This is a genomic window from Actinokineospora xionganensis (genome assembly GCF_014323725.1).
Lineage (GTDB): Bacteria > Actinomycetota > Actinomycetes > Mycobacteriales > Pseudonocardiaceae > Actinokineospora > Actinokineospora xionganensis.
In genome coordinates this window covers 272,214-286,228 of record NZ_JABVED010000003.1, presented here as the reverse complement: position 1 = coordinate 286,228, position 14,015 = coordinate 272,214, and the positions used below count along the sequence as shown (strand labels likewise).

Sequence of the window (14,015 nt, the reverse complement as noted above, 5' to 3'; positions counted from 1 at the left end):
CGCTACCGGCACCCGCATTGGCGAAGCGTGGCGGCGAGCACGTCGAGCGCGGGCTGCGCCTGCAGGGTGTTCGAGGCGTTGGTCATCAGGGCGAACACCAGGAGCCTGCCGTCCTTGTCGAGCACCACGCCCGCGAGCGAGTTCACCTGCAGCGCGGGCAGGGTGCCGGTCTTGGCCCGGACCCAGCCCTTGCCCGAGGCCGCACCTTCGGTGTAGCGGTTCGCGAGTGTGCCGCTACCGCCTGCCACCGGAAGCCCGCCGAGCAGAGGCCGCAGTTTGTCGATTCGCGGGTCTGAGCCCTCGGGGGCGGCGGCGACCTTGAGCACCTCGGCGAGCAGCGCCGCGGTGACCTTGTTCTGTCCGGACATCCCGCTCGCGTCGCTCAGGGACACGCCCGTAACGTTGAAACCGTTGCTGCGCAAGGTTTCTACGATGGCCTTGGTGCCGCCGGCGAACGACGTCTCCTGGTTCGTGGCACGCGCGACCTCACGAGCGAGGGTCTCGGCGAGCACGTTGTCGGAACTCTGCAACGCGTTGTCGACCAACTCGACGACGGGAGCCGACCGCACCTCGCCGAGCACCTTGGCCCCTTGCGTGGCGGTCGCCTGCGCCTTCGCGGGGACGCTGGCGCCGATCCGCTTGGCGAACGCCTCGGCCAGCGCGCGGGCAGGGTTGTCCGATCGCGGTGAGACGGCCTTGGTCGGGTCGGCCCGAGCGCCGTCGACCATGGCGGGGACGATCGGCGAGATGTAGCCCGCCGGGACGTCGACGGGGTCCCAGCTGGGTTCCACGAGGGGGCCGGTGTAGCGGCCGAGGTCGACGTAGACGGTGTCGACGGGTCCGGTCGCCTTGACCTGGGCGACCAGGTCGTCGAGGTGCGCGGCGCCGGGGTAGACGGAGTTCTTGCCTTGGGGCAGCGAGGAAAGCGTCGGGTCGCCGCCGCCGATGATGATCACCGAGCCGGGCTTCTCCCCCGCCACCACCCGGGTCGTGAGCTGCTCGGCGTGCGGCAGCGCGAGCAGCGCGGCGGCGGAGGTGAGCAGCTTCGTGGTCGACGCGGGAACCATGGCGGTGGTCGGGTTCCGCGCGAAGAGCACCTCACCGGAAGTCGAGTCGATCACCGTGCCGGTGAGTGTGCCCAGTGCCGGATTGGCCGCGGCGCCGGCGAGCGCGGCCTCCACGCCCGCGGCGGTGGGCGCCGGGACGTCGGAGCCGGGGCCGCGCAGGGTCGGGCTGAACTCGACGGCGGGCGCGGGTGGGGCGATCTCGACTTCGTCCGCGCCCGCCAGGCCGATCTTGGCGGCGAGACCGGGAACGGCGACCACGGCTCCCGCGGCGAGCGCGAGTACCGCGGCGACGACACCGCCGACCAGGAGGCCCTTGCGCTTGCGCGGCTCTGGCCGGTCTTCGGTCCGCGGCCGATCACCGGCGAGGGTGAAGCCGGGAGCGTCGCGGAGCGAGTCGACGTCGGCCGGGTTGACCGGCTCCCGCCGCAGGGAGTCGGGGCCGGTGCGGTGCCGGGCCTGCGCGGGCTCCATGCCGGGGTAGGACCGCGGCCCGACCCGGCGCGTGGGGTCGTAGCCCTGCGGACCCCGGTTGGGCGCGTGGGGATCGGGGCGTCCGGGCGCCGGGTAGCCGTGCGGCTGAGTGAAGCCTGAGTCGTTGGGGTGGCGCTGGTCGGGTTGACCGTTTGGCCTGCCGTCGGGACGGCTGTCCAGCCGGCCATCGGGTCGGGCGTCCGGTCGGCGCGGGTCGGCACGGAACTGGTTCGGGCGCGCCACGCCGGGGGTGAACCCGGCGTCGCCGCGGTGGGCCTGATCCCACCGGGGCGCCTCATCGGGGTGGCGCTGGTCCGGCCGGGCGAGACCTGAGTCGCCGGGGTGGCGGTCGGCGTCTTGAGGGTGCGACGGATAGGGCCTGCCGAACGAGTCAGTCCGCGGCGAGTCGAGTCCGGCCCCGGGCCGCTCGGCGGCCGGCAGGCGGGACAGGTCGAGGTAGGTGGTGCCGGCCTCGAAAGCGGCGTTCTCGGTGGACTGCCAGGTCCGGTCCTCGATCAGGTCGGGACCAGGCCCACGCCGGCCCGGATCCTGCGCCGCGGGATCTGGCGTGGCGGCCTCAGGCCGATCGTCCGCACGCCAAGCCGGCTCGCGCTCCCGGTCCGTTCTGCGGTCCTCGGTGCGCCACGCCGAAGGCGACTGGCCGTGATCCACCGGCTCCGCGATCGACCCCTGCGAATCCTGGGCAGCGGCTTGCTCAGCCTCTTCGGCCCGAAGCTCGTCGGCCTCCGGATGCGAGGTCTCGGCAGGCGGGCGGTCCGCGTCGATCGACCAAGCCGACGGCTGCTCACTGTCCTCATAGGAGCGATCCGTGGAGCCGGACTCCGCCGCGTGGGCTTCCTCAGCGTCTTCGCGGTGCCAGTCAGTCCGGGGTGGCGCTTCGCCTTCCGGCCGCGTCACCGGAGAGAAATAGGTGGTGCTCTCCGCGGCGGCGACGTGCTCGCCCCCGGGCTGCCCATCACCGGAATCTGAGCGCTGCCAACCGGGTTCGAGCGGCGGAGCCTCTTGAGACCGCCGGGCCGGCGCGAAATAGGTGGTGCTCTCGGCAGGAGAGTCGGAGGCGCCGTCCGGACGGTCCTCGCCGGCCTCCGCACGACGCCAGTCCGCTTCGGGTTCGTCCGACCGAACCGGTTCGGCCGAATGACCGGCGTCGTCCGCACGCCGCTCGGCTGCCGAGCGGTCCTCGTCGAAATCCGAACGACGCCAGTCGTCCTCTGACGACCGATGAACGGGCGCAACAAGGGTCGCGCCCTCCTGCTCGACCACCGAGTCGGAGACGCCGTGATCGCCGCCGGAGTCATCCACCTCAGGCGCCTCGACCTCGTCCGGCTGACGGACCGGAGCGACAAAGGTCGCGTCTTCTGAAGCAGGCTCGCCAACTGGAGAGTCGGCGCCGGCATCCCGATGACCCTCACGAGCCCGCGCCTCATCCACCTCGCGGGACTCGACCTCGACCGAGCGGCCCACCGGCGCGACAAACGTCGTGCCATCCGGCTCGGGAATCGACTCGCCGAATGCGGAGTCGGCGACAGCATCCGAACCACCCTCGGCTGCCCGGCGCGCTTCGTCAGCCTCGGGCGAGTCATCCTCGGGCGAGTCAGGGTCGTGCGAATCGGCCTCGTGCGAATCGGCCTCGTGCGAATCGGCCTCGTGCGAATCGGCCTCGACCGGACGGTCCATCGGCGCGACGGACGTCGTGCCATCCGGCCCGGGAACGGGCTCGCCGAATGCGGCGAGATCATCCGCAAGGCGCTCCGATGCCGGGTGATCCTCGTCGGAGTCGGGCGGCTGGGTCTCGTCGCGGTCAACCGGCGTGAAGTACGTCCCCTCGGCCGTGGGCGCGGGGTACTCGGGGGCCGGGTGGTCCGCATCGGGCGACTGCGCCTCTTCGACCTCCGACCGGGGTTCCGCGGCGGCAATCGGCTCGGCGGGCGCGGGTTCGGTCGCCTCTTCGGCAGCGGAGACCTGGTCGTCGCCACTTGCGGCTTCGGGGCGTTGGACCGGCCTGAAGTAGGTCGTGCTTTCCGCGGCGCCGGGATCCGGCCCACCATCAGCCGCCTCGCTCGCTGCCGCCGTCCCGGCGACATCCTCCGACCGCGACGCCGTGATGTCCGGGCCGGTGGGTCGTGCGGGCTGGCGAGGCGGCAGGACGGGCCGGGCGGGAGGCTGGGGAAGCGACGGCCGGGCGATGAACTGGGTGGTCTCGGCCGTGCTCGCCGAGGCCTGCGGAGCGGCGGGCTGGCGTGGCGGACGCTTGGGCGTCGTCGGCCGGGGCAGCGGTGCGCGGACGACGGTCGGCGGTGGGACCGGCAGCGGGGGCACGGTCGGCTTGCGGGTGGGAACGGTCTTGCCCTCGGGCACCTGAAGCCGAGAGGTCTCGGCCGCACCAGGGTCGCCGGCAGGCGCCTCCCGGACCACCGAACCGTCGTCACCCTCTACCTCTGGGGTGGAACCGACATCGGGCTCGACGATCTCAGACGCAGCACCGCCGGAATCCCGGCCTGCCGCTTCAGTCCCGACGCTGTCAGCAGGCGGCTCGACATCCGACCGCTCAGCCGGGTCTTCGACGACCGCCGTCTCACCGACAGCAGGCGGCTCCTCGACAAACCCAGATTCGTTGACGGCCGGGGCTTCGCCACCAACGGCCTCGCCAACCACGGGCGCTTGGTCGACAGCCGGCGGTTCGTCAACAACCGCCGCCTGGTCAACAACCGGAGGCTCCTCAACAACCGCCGCCTCGCCCACCACAGGCGCCTCACCAACAGCCGGCGCCTCGCCAACCATGGGCGCTTGCTCAGTAACCGGGGGCTCGCCAACCACAGACGCCTGATCAACAACCAGCGAGTCCGCAACGACCGCCGCCTCGCCGACCACAGCCGCTTCGTCGATAGCTGGCGCTTCGTCGACGACTGGCGCTTCGTCGACAACCGGGGCGGGGGCAACAACGGATGACTCATCGACAACGTCCGACTCGTGGACCGCCGAAACACCGGCCTCGTCACTAACAGCACCTTGGCCACCAGCAGCCGCGTCGTCGCCAACTGCGGCGTGGCCATCCAGGTCCTCGTCACCCACCGATGCCTGGTCAACAACCGGCGAGTCAACAACCGGCGACTCATCGACAACCGGTGACTCGCCGGCATCCGGCGTCTCGTCAACAACCGGCTCGTGGTCCGCAACCGAGGGCTCGTCGACATCCGACGACTCGTCGACAACCGCTGAATCGTCTACAGCCGATGGCTTGTCAGCAGGGACAGGCTCAACCGAGTCCTGGTGGCCAACAACCTGCGCCTCATCGGCCGCCTGGGCCTGCTCGCCATCGCCCGATCCGTCAGCAGCTGCCGCCTCGGCGCCAAGCGCGGGCTCGTGGGCCTCGACCAGTTCGTCCTCAGCGGACACCCGCTCGTCGGCGGTCGTTTCCTCGGCGACGGGCTCGTCGACAGCCGGGGACTCGTGGCCGACCACCGCTTCGTCGGCTACCAGCGCTGGGGGTTCCTCGACGACGGACTCGTCCACCGGCTCGGAGACCGGCGTCTCCGGGTCCACCACCGGGAACCCAAGGGCCGGAATCGGGTCCACCACCGGGAACCCAAGGGCCGGAATCGGGTCCGGGTCGACTGAGGGGAAGCCGTCCTCCGTGGGCCACGCGGCCGCCGAGGGCGGCTGCGGCTCACCGACAGCGACCGAATCGGCGGTCGGCCAGGCGAAGTTTTCCGCGGATTCACTCGGCCGGGTGGTTGTCGCTGGGGGAGTCTGGGGGGCTTCTTCGACGTGGGTCTCGTCACGTAACGGCGCGTGGTCGGCGGGCTTCGGCGCGGCGGGAACTTCGTCATCGTCGAGCGACGGCCACAGTTCGTCCTCGCCCGCGGGCCAGGTAGGGACGGGAGAATCGGCGAGATCCGAGCGTTCCTGCTGGTCAGAGCCCTGCGTTTGAGATGTGCGTCGGTTCGGTCGATCCGACTGGCCGTGCTCGGGCACCCGCGTTCCTCCCCTACCCCCCGCTGAATCTCACACCCCCATCGACCCAGTTCGGTTCGGGCCATCGGGATGCCGTGGTCCACACTAGTGGCGTAACGAGGACAGCCGAGACGATTGAGGGACGGCGTGGAGTTCGACGTCACCATCGAGATCCCCAAGGGAAATCGAAACAAGTACGAGATGGACCATGAGTCGGGGCGCATCAAGCTCGACCGCACCCTGTTCACCGCCACGCAGTACCCGGCCGACTACGGCTTCGTGGACAACACCCTTGGCGAGGACGGTGACCCCCTGGACGCGTTGGTCCTGGTGCAGGAGCCGACCTTCCCCGGTTGCCTCATTCGCGCCCGCGCGATCGGCATGTTCCGCATGACCGACGAGAAGGGTGGCGACGACAAGGTCCTGTGCGTCCCGGCGCACGACCCGCGGACCGAGCACCTGCGCGACATCCACCACCTTGCGGAGTACCACCGCCTGGAGATCCAGCACTTCTTCGAGGTCTACAAGGACCTCGAGCCCGGCAAGAGCGTCGAGGGCGCCAGCTGGGTCGGCCGCACCGAGGCCGAGGCTGAGATCCACCGGTCGTACAAGCGACTCAAGGACGAAGGCGGCCTGCCGCACTAGCTCCACCCCGAGAAAGCCCCGCACGGCAGCGCCGCGCGGGGCTTCTCGTCGTCACAGGCTCCACACAGCGGACACCCAGGTGCCGGGCAGACCATGGGTGCATGGACGACCACGACCGCGGACTCGCCTTCGACCTGGCCACGCTCGGCCGACGGCGGATGCTCACCCTGCTGGGCGGCGCCGGGCTCGCCCTCGCGGGCTGCTCCACGACCACGACCACCACCACGAGCACCGCGGCGGGCGAGTGCGCCGAGAAGATCCCGGCGGAGACCGCGGGCCCGTATCCCGGCGACGGCTCCAACGGCCCGAACGTGCTGACCGAGAGCGGCATCGTGCGCGGCGACATCCGCTCCAGCTTCGGCTCCACCACCACCACCACCGCCGCAGGCATCCCGCTGACCATCGACCTGGTCGTCACCAAGGACTGCGCTCCGCTGGGCAAGGCCGCGGTCTACCTCTGGCACTGCGACATCGACGGCAGGTACTCGATGTACTCCCCCGGCGTCACCGGCGAGAACTACCTGCGCGGCGTCCAGGAGACCGACGCCGCGGGCAAGGTGCGGTTCACCAGTGTCTTCCCCGCCGCCTACTCGGGACGCTGGCCACACATCCACTTCGAGGTCTATCCGAGCCTCGCCGAAGCCACCAAGGCGGGTGAGCCGACCGCGACGTCGCAGCTCGCCCTACCCGAGGACGTCTGCGACGCGGTGTACGCGACCGACGGCTACACCCAGAGCGTCCGCAACCTGGGGCGCACCTCCCTCGAATCCGACATCGTCTTCCGCGACGGCCACGACACCCAGTTGGCGACCGTGACCGGCGACGTCGGCAGCGGCTACACCGCCACCCTCACGATCGGGATATGAGGAGGCCCCGGCGCGAACTTGAACCGCAAACCGGGGGCCTCCTTCAGGACGAGATCAATGCACCGCGACCGGCGCGGGTGCGTCCTCCTCGGCGATCCGCTGCAGACCGGACTTGGTCGACAGCGGCGTCTCCTTGAGGAACCAGATCAGCGCGAACGCCGCCAGCACCACCACGCCGCCGACCAGGAACACCGTGTCCAGCGAGCTGGAGAACCCGGTCAGGATCGGCCGGGCGAGTGTCGGGTCGAGACCGTTGAGGAACTGTGTGTTGTTCAGGTCGATCCCGCCCTGCAGCGACGCCGCGAACTGCGGGTTCTGCGTGAGCGCCTCGGTGAACGCCGGGTCGGTGCGCACCGAGCCGAAGGCGTCGGAGATCCGGTCGCCGACCACGGTGAACAGGATGGACAGGAACACCGCGGTGCCCACCGTGCCGCCGATGGACCGGAAGAACGTCGCCGTGGAGGTGGCCACGCCGATGTCGCGCGGGTCGACATCGTTCTGGATGGCCAGGATCAGCGGCTGCATGCACAGGCCGAGACCCGCGCCCGCCAGCACCATGATCAACATGGTGGCCCACAGCGGGGTGTCGACGCCGATCCGCGCGAACAGGAACAGCGACGCCGCCGTCAGGCCGAGTCCGACGACCGGGAAGATCCGGTACCGGCCCGACCGGCTGATCATCCGGCCGCTGATGATCGCGGCCGCGAGGATGCCGAAGGTCAGCGGCAGCGTCATCAGACCGGACTCGGTCGGCGACGCGCCCTTGACGATCTGCAGGTACAGCGGCAGCGACATCATCATGCCGAACATGCCGACACCCATGATGAAGTTGACGGCGTTGATCAGCGAGAACTGCTTGCCGAACAGCCGCAGGGGCAGCAGCGCCGCGTCGCCCATCCGGCGCTCGTTGAACCAGAACGCGACGAGACCGACCACGCCGATGCCGTACATCGCGAGGGCACGCCCGGAGGCCCAGCCCCACTGGCGACCCTGTTCGGCGATGATCAGCAGCGGCACCAGGCCGACGGTCAGCAGGATCGCGCCGACGTAGTCGACCTTCTGCGGAACCGGCTTGTGCGGCACGTTGAGGTGGCGGGCCACGACGGCCAGCGCGACCAGGGCGATGGGCACATTGAGCAGGAACACCCAGCGCCAGCCCTCGATGCCGAGGAAGTCGTCGAGTCCGGCGAAGAACCCGCCGACGACCGGACCAGCCACACTGGACAGTCCCCACACGCCCATGAAGTAGCTCTGGTACTTGCTGCGCTCCCGGGGAGCCACCATGTCGGCGATGATCGCCAGCGCCAGCGACATCAGGCCGCCCGCGCCGAGACCCTGCACCGCGCGGTAGGCGGCGAGTTCGTACATGGAGCCCGCGATGCCCGAGAGCACCGAGCCGAGCAGGAAGAACGAGATCGCCGTCAGGTACATCGGCTTGCGGCCGAAGATGTCGGAGAGCTTGCCGTACAGCGGAGTCGAGATGGTGGCCGTGATCAGGTAGGCGGTGGTCGCCCAGGCCTGGATCGTCTGGCCGTGCAGTTGGTCGGCGATGGTCTTCATGGCCGAGGCCATGATCGTCTGGTCCAGTGCCGCGAGCAGCATGCCGAGCATGAGGCCGGACAGAACCGTGAGGATCTGCCGGTGGGTCAGTTGCCCTGGAGCGGCGTCCGAGGTCGTCGGCGCGGTCATTGGTTCCCCCCTTCAGAACGCACCGGTTGGGCGCATTCGCTGATCAGAGTCGGTAGGTAGTTCTCGTGATCGCTGAGGAAGCGCTCGAACAGCTCGATGAACTGGTCGAGGTCAGCGGGTTCCCAGTGGCGGACCATCCGGGCCAGGGACACGGCGAACCGTGCCCGATTGGCTTCCAGGAGTGCGAGGCCTTCCGGGGTGGCGGCGAGGAGGCTGGCGCGGCCGTCTTCCGGATCCGCGCGGCGCTCCACAAGGCCGTCTTTGACCAGCGTGGCGACTTGTCGGCTGACCGTCGAAGGGTCGGAGTGGATCGCCCCCGCGAGCACACTCGACCGGACCGGACCCAGCATCACCAGGGTCTTCAGGACGATGATCGCGGAGCGGTCGACGCCCGCCTTGCTCATCCGCGCCGAGACCGTGGCCTGCTGTTTGCCGAACGCGAAGAGCACGCTGGCGAGTCGCTGCCCGTTGTCCAGATCGCGGTCAGTGAGCGGCGCTGTCTCGACTTCCGAGGCGGCCATGACTGCTCCCACTTGCTTGCATCATCCAATTAGTTGGTCGATACAAGCATGCACTTTTAAGTTGGTGCATGCAACTTGTTTTTCGTGTGACGCCGCTCGCGTCAGATCCACCCCGGCATCGGGTAGCCGGCAAGCAGTTCGCGCACCTCAGCGGCCACGGCGTCGATCTCCGCCTCGTCGCTCGCACCGACCGCGCGGTCGATCCACGCGGCCAGCTGCGGCATCTGCTCGACGCCCAAGCCGCGGGTGGTGATCGCGGCGGTGCCGAGCCGGATGCCGGACGGGTCAAAGGGCTTGCGCGGGTCGAAGGGCACGGAGTTGTAGTTCAGCTCGACGCCCGCACGGTCCAGCGCCTGGGCGGCAGGCTTGCCCGCGACTCCCTTGCTGGTCAGGTCGACCAGGATCAGGTGGTTGTCGGTGCCGCCGGAGACCAGATCGAAGCCGCGCTCGGTCAGCGCGTCGGCAAGGGCTTTGGCGTTGGCGACGATCCCGGCCGCGTAGTCGCGGAAGTCGGGCCGGGCGGCCTCGGCGAGAGCCACGGCGATGGCGGCGGTCGTGTGGTTGTGCGGGCCGCCTTGCAGACCGGGGAACACGGCCTTGTCCAGGGCCTTCGCGTGCGCGGCGTCGGACATCAGCATCGCGCCGCGCGGTCCGCGCAGGGTCTTGTGCGTGGTGGTCGAGATGATCTGCGCGTGGCCCACCGGGGAGGGGTGCGCGCCGCCTGCGACCAGGCCGGCGATGTGCGCGATGTCGGCGACGAGCACGGCGTCGACCTCGCGGGCGATCTCGGCGAACGCCGGGAAGTCGATGGTGCGAGGGATGGCGGTGCCGCCGCAGAAGATCAGCTTGGGCCGCTCGGCCAGCGCGAGTTCGCGCACCTCGTCCATGTCGACGCGGCCGGTGTCCTTGCGCACCCCGTACTGCACCGCGCGGAACCACTTGCCGGTGGCCGAGACGCTCCAGCCGTGGGTCAGGTGGCCGCCCGCGGGCAGCGCCATGCCCATGACGGTGTCGCCGGGGTTGGCCAGGGCGAGGTAGACGGCGAGGTTCGCGGGCGAGCCGGAGTACGGCTGCACGTTGGCGTGCTCGACGCCGAAGACGTCCTTGGCCCGCTGGATCGCCAGCTTCTCGACCTGGTCGATGTACTGCTGGCCCTCGTAGTAGCGCTTGCCCGCGTAGCCCTCGGAGTACTTGTTCGTCAGCACCGAGCCGGTCGCCTCGAGCACCGCGGTGGAGACATAGTTCTCCGAGGCGATGAGCCGGATCTTCTCGAACTGCCTGCGGGCCTCGCCTTCGACCAGCTCGGCGATGGCGGGATCGGACGCGGCGAGGTGGGACAGCGCGGGCTCATGCATGCCCCGATTCTATCGCGCTGGCCAACCCAAGTTACCGGCGAGTAATGTGCACTTCATGAGCACTGACTACGGCTGGGTCGCCGACGCGATGAAGAAGACCGTCCCCTGGGTCACCACGGCGGGCGTGGAGTTCACCGAAGTGGCGGCCGACCGGGTGGTGTGCGAGCTGACCGACGTGGAGAACCAGCGCAACCACGTCGGCGGGCCGCACGCGGCGGTGATGTTCGGACTCGCCGAGACAGCGTCCGGTGCGGTGGGTCTGGCGTCCTTCTCCGAGCAGATGGGGCGCGCGACCCCGCTGGTCGTCAGCTCCGAGATCCGCTACAAGAAGCTCGCGCGCGGCAACCTGACGGCGGAGGCCGTGCTGACCAGGCCCGCCGCCGAGGTGATCGCCGAACTCGACGCCGGACAGCGCCCCGAGTTCGCCGTCGACTGCACCATCCGAAACGCCGAAGGCGTGACCACAGCGGAGATGACCGTGCTGTGGACCCTGAAGCCGATCAAAGCCTGAGTCATCAGCTGGGTCGGCTCGGCCGCGGAAGGGCAAGGGCCGCGTCGAGGTCGGTGTGGGCCTCGGGGTGTTTGTCCCACCACTTCGCGTACGTCGGGTTGCGCTCCACGATCGAGCGGTAGGCGTGGGCGACGCAGGCGTAGACCTCCTGCCTGCGGGCGGCGAACATCCCGTCGAGCCGGATGACCACGACCACGGGCACGCTCAGGACCGATCCGCGCAGCGGCCGGATGACGAAACCCGGGCCGCCCAGCGAGGCGGGCTGGGCCAGGCAGACCGCGCCCGCCGCGGCCAGCGCCATGGCCGTGCGGCCCTCGGTGACGTGGTGGGTGATGCGCGGGGTGAAGCCGAGCGACTCACACGTCGAGCGGAACCTCAGCCGCATGCTGTCCTGGTCCGGCGGGGGGACGACCCAGTCGAGGTCGGCCAGGTCGATCAGGTCGATCTCGTCCTGGTCGGCGAGCGGGCTGTCCGCGCTGAGCGCGACGAACTGCGGCTCCTCGACGATCGTCCGCACCTCGACGTCGGTCAGCGTGCGGTGCTCCATCCCCTCGAACTTCTCGAAGATGGCGAGGTCGGCCTGCTTGGCGACGACGAGGTCGAGCAGCGCGGGCGCCGACGAGTCGATCTCGGTGCGCAGCTCGGCGGCGAACCACGCCCGCAACTCGCCGATCAGCGCGCTGGTGAACAGCAGCGGAGTCGAGGCGATGACCAGCGGCGTCTTCCCCGGCTGACGCACGTGTGAGCGGGCCGTGGCCAGCAGCGCGGACATGTCCTCCAGCACGATCCGGGCCGAGCGGACCACGCTGCGGCCCAGTTCGGTCGGCACACTGCCGTTGGGCGAACGCCGGAACAGCTCGCCGCCGATCAGCCGCTCGATGGAGCGCAGTTGCGCGGTGAGCGCGGGCTGGGTGACACCGAGTCGGATCGCGGCCCGGGACACGCTCCCCTCATCGGCGATGGCGCAGATCGCCCGCAGGTGACGGATCTCAAGTTCGGCCATAAGAACAATTGATACCCGGATCGGATGTGAGTCGGCTACCGGAACAGTCGATATTGCGAACACAACTTCATTGCTGTTCGCAACCCTTCGCCCCGGGCTTGGCCGGCCGCACCCGGCCAGGCCCGGGGCGAAGGGCTTTGTAGGGTCGAGCGATGAAGCTGGATTCGGGCGGCTACGCCAAGACCGTGGCCCAGGCCGCCGACGCGATCGTGGCCGCCGAGCAAGCCGGATACGACGGCGCGTGGGTCGCCGAGACCCAGCTGGACCCGTTCGTCGCGCTGGCCGTCGCCGCCGACCGCACTTCGCGGATCGAGCTGATCACCGGCATCGCCGTGGCCTTCGCCCGCAACCCGATGACCGTCGCCGTGCAGGCCAATGACCTGCACGGGCTGTCCGGGGGCCGGTTCGTGCTCGGGCTGGGGTCGCAGATCCAGCCGCACATCACCAAGCGGTTCGGAATGCCGTGGTCGAGTCCGGCCGCCCGGATGCGCGAGTTCGTCCTCGCCGTCCGCGCGATCTGGCGGGCCTGGGAGACCGGCGAGCGCCTGGCGTTCCGCGGCGAGTTCTACAGCCACACGCTGATGACACCGTTCTTCGACCCGGGCCCCAACCCGCACGGCAACCCGAAGGTCTACCTCGCCGCCGTCGGACCCCGGATGACCGAGGTCGCGGGCGAAGTCGCCGACGGCCTGCTGTGTCACAGCTTCAGCACCGAGCGGTACCTGCGCGAGGTCACGCTGCCCGCGATCGAGCGCGGTCGGGCCACGGCCGGGAAACCGTTGGCGGGCTTCGAGATCAGTGGACCGTCGTTCGTCGTGACGGGGACGTCGGAGGCGGAGATGGCGATCGCGGCGACCGAGGTGCGCAAGCAGATCGCCTTCTACGGCTCCACCCCCGCCTACCGGGCCGTGCTCGAACTGCACGGCTGGGGCGACCTGCAGACCGACCTCAACGCCCTGTCCAAGCGCGGCCGGTGGGACGAGATGGCCGCGCTGATCGACGACGAGGTGCTCACCGCGTTCGCCGTGGTGGGCGCGCCCGAGGAGGTGGCCACCGAGGTGGTTCGCCGCTACGGCGACGTCGCGCACCGGATCACGCTGACCGCCGCGCACGCGCCGGACCCCGCTCGGTGGGAGCGGGCGTTCCGGGCGATGCGAGCTATGTGAAGCGGATGAGGGCGGCGCCCGCGAGGACGAAGAAGACCAGGATGACCAAGGTGCTCGAACTGCCGCCGGTGGAACTGGTGACGAGTTGGTCGACGGCGCCGGTGAGGACGATGCCGCACTCGGCGGCGATCAGGTGGCGACCGGGCACGATCTTGCTGAACTGCACCTTCGTCCGGAACTCACCCTGACCGTCCGCGACGGTCGCGCCGACCTTCTCGCCACCGGAGGTCAGTAGAACGGTGTGGTTGGGGTCGCAACCGCGGCCGGTGGCTTCGAGGGAATCACCGGGCTGGATGGCCTCACGGTCGAGCTTGAGGTCCCGCTTGGGCTCGGGGACCGTTGTGATCTCCGGCGTCGTGGTGGGGACGTCAGTGGTGGGCGGCGTGGTCTCCGTCGTGGTGGTGACGGGAGTGGTGGTGGTCGTCGTCGGCCGCGTGGTGGTCGTGGTGGGGCGACGGGTGGTCGTGGTGACCACCGGGGGCTTGGTCGTGGTGGTGACCGGCGGGTTAGTGGTGGTGACCGGAGGTCGGGTTGTGGTCGTGGTGGGCTCCGGCAGCACGCCCCTGACCGCGTAGCCGACCGGCACCTTTGAGACCGAGCAGTAGACGGTCATGTTGTATTGGCGCTGTTCAGCGGTTCGTGGCACGGACATCGTGATCGTGCCGCTGGTCGGTCGCGTGAGCGGCACATTGACTGTGCCGGGATTGACGGGTGCCCCAGTCACGGAGATCTGGTTGCACCCCTCC

At 69.9% G+C, this 14,015-nt stretch carries 13 protein-coding genes; 7 read left to right on the top strand and 6 right to left on the bottom strand.

Annotation, left to right across the window (positions count from 1 at the left end; translation table 11 throughout):
* Positions 1 to 2: 2 nt before the first annotated feature.
* Entirely contained in the window at positions 3 to 4,214 is a 4,212-nt protein-coding gene (gene dacB / locus GPZ80_RS33620; protein WP_187219449.1) for a D-alanyl-D-alanine carboxypeptidase/D-alanyl-D-alanine endopeptidase, read from the bottom strand.
* 6 nt (positions 4,215 to 4,220) lie between these two features.
* Here dacB and GPZ80_RS07610 point away from each other — a divergent pair, with 6 nt between their 5' ends.
* The 5 genes from GPZ80_RS07610 to GPZ80_RS07590 all read left to right on the top strand — a co-directional run bounded on the left by GPZ80_RS07610 (position 4,221) and on the right by GPZ80_RS07590 (position 7,024).
* A complete protein-coding gene (locus tag GPZ80_RS07610; RefSeq protein WP_187219447.1) occupies positions 4,221 to 4,508 on the top strand; it encodes a hypothetical protein in 288 nt (95 codons plus the stop codon).
* Between the two features lie 21 nt (positions 4,509 to 4,529).
* The gene (locus GPZ80_RS07605) at positions 4,530 to 4,688 is read left to right on the top strand and encodes a hypothetical protein (RefSeq protein ID WP_187219446.1); all 159 of its coding nucleotides are present in this window, start codon (positions 4,530 to 4,532) and stop codon (positions 4,686 to 4,688) included.
* A gap of 141 nt (positions 4,689 to 4,829) precedes the next feature.
* Positions 4,830 to 5,177, top strand: a complete 348-nt coding sequence (locus GPZ80_RS07600) for a hypothetical protein (protein WP_187219444.1) — start codon at positions 4,830 to 4,832, stop codon at positions 5,175 to 5,177.
* Between the two features lie 483 nt (positions 5,178 to 5,660).
* On the top strand, positions 5,661 to 6,158 hold the full coding sequence (locus tag GPZ80_RS07595; protein ID WP_091379924.1) for an inorganic diphosphatase: 498 nt from the start codon (positions 5,661 to 5,663) through the stop codon (positions 6,156 to 6,158).
* 101 nt (positions 6,159 to 6,259) lie between these two features.
* Positions 6,260 to 7,024: a dioxygenase family protein gene (locus tag GPZ80_RS07590; protein WP_187219442.1), complete on the top strand. Its 765-nt coding sequence runs from the start codon at positions 6,260 to 6,262 to the stop codon at positions 7,022 to 7,024.
* 54 nt (positions 7,025 to 7,078) lie between these two features.
* Here the strand turns inward: GPZ80_RS07590 and GPZ80_RS07585 are convergent, their stop codons facing one another.
* From GPZ80_RS07585 to glyA, 3 genes are all read right to left on the bottom strand, one after another.
* Positions 7,079 to 8,713: an MDR family MFS transporter gene (locus GPZ80_RS07585; RefSeq protein ID WP_187219440.1), complete on the bottom strand. Its 1,635-nt coding sequence runs from the start codon at positions 8,711 to 8,713 to the stop codon at positions 7,079 to 7,081.
* Complete coding sequence (locus tag GPZ80_RS07580; RefSeq protein ID WP_187219438.1) at positions 8,710 to 9,234, bottom strand: MarR family winged helix-turn-helix transcriptional regulator; 525 nt, start codon at positions 9,232 to 9,234, stop codon at positions 8,710 to 8,712. Before GPZ80_RS07580 ends, GPZ80_RS07585 begins: the two co-directional genes overlap by 4 nt.
* Positions 9,235 to 9,335: 101 nt before the next feature.
* The gene (gene glyA, locus GPZ80_RS07575; RefSeq protein WP_187219436.1) at positions 9,336 to 10,589 is read right to left on the bottom strand and encodes a serine hydroxymethyltransferase; all 1,254 of its coding nucleotides are present in this window, start codon (positions 10,587 to 10,589) and stop codon (positions 9,336 to 9,338) included.
* Positions 10,590 to 10,644: 55 nt separating this feature from the next.
* On the opposite strand from glyA, the gene GPZ80_RS07570 reads away from it, so the two are divergent.
* Positions 10,645 to 11,100, top strand: a complete 456-nt coding sequence (locus tag GPZ80_RS07570; protein ID WP_187219434.1) for a DUF4442 domain-containing protein — start codon at positions 10,645 to 10,647, stop codon at positions 11,098 to 11,100.
* A gap of 4 nt (positions 11,101 to 11,104) precedes the next feature.
* Here GPZ80_RS07570 and GPZ80_RS07565 read toward each other — a convergent pair whose 3' ends face one another.
* A complete protein-coding gene (locus GPZ80_RS07565) occupies positions 11,105 to 12,103 on the bottom strand; it encodes a LysR family transcriptional regulator (protein ID WP_187219432.1) in 999 nt (332 codons plus the stop codon).
* A 152-nt stretch (positions 12,104 to 12,255) separates the two neighbouring features.
* On the opposite strand from GPZ80_RS07565, the gene GPZ80_RS07560 reads away from it, so the two are divergent.
* Positions 12,256 to 13,269, top strand: coding sequence for an LLM class F420-dependent oxidoreductase (locus GPZ80_RS07560; protein ID WP_187219430.1), 1,014 nt, complete (start codon positions 12,256 to 12,258; stop codon positions 13,267 to 13,269).
* Here the strand turns inward: GPZ80_RS07560 and GPZ80_RS32505 are convergent.
* Positions 13,262 to 13,915 (bottom strand): hypothetical protein, encoded by a 654-nt coding sequence (locus tag GPZ80_RS32505; RefSeq protein ID WP_246476852.1) that lies wholly within the window; start codon positions 13,913 to 13,915, stop codon positions 13,262 to 13,264. The genes GPZ80_RS07560 and GPZ80_RS32505 overlap by 8 nt on opposite strands.
* Between the last annotated feature and the right edge of the window lie 100 nt (positions 13,916 to 14,015).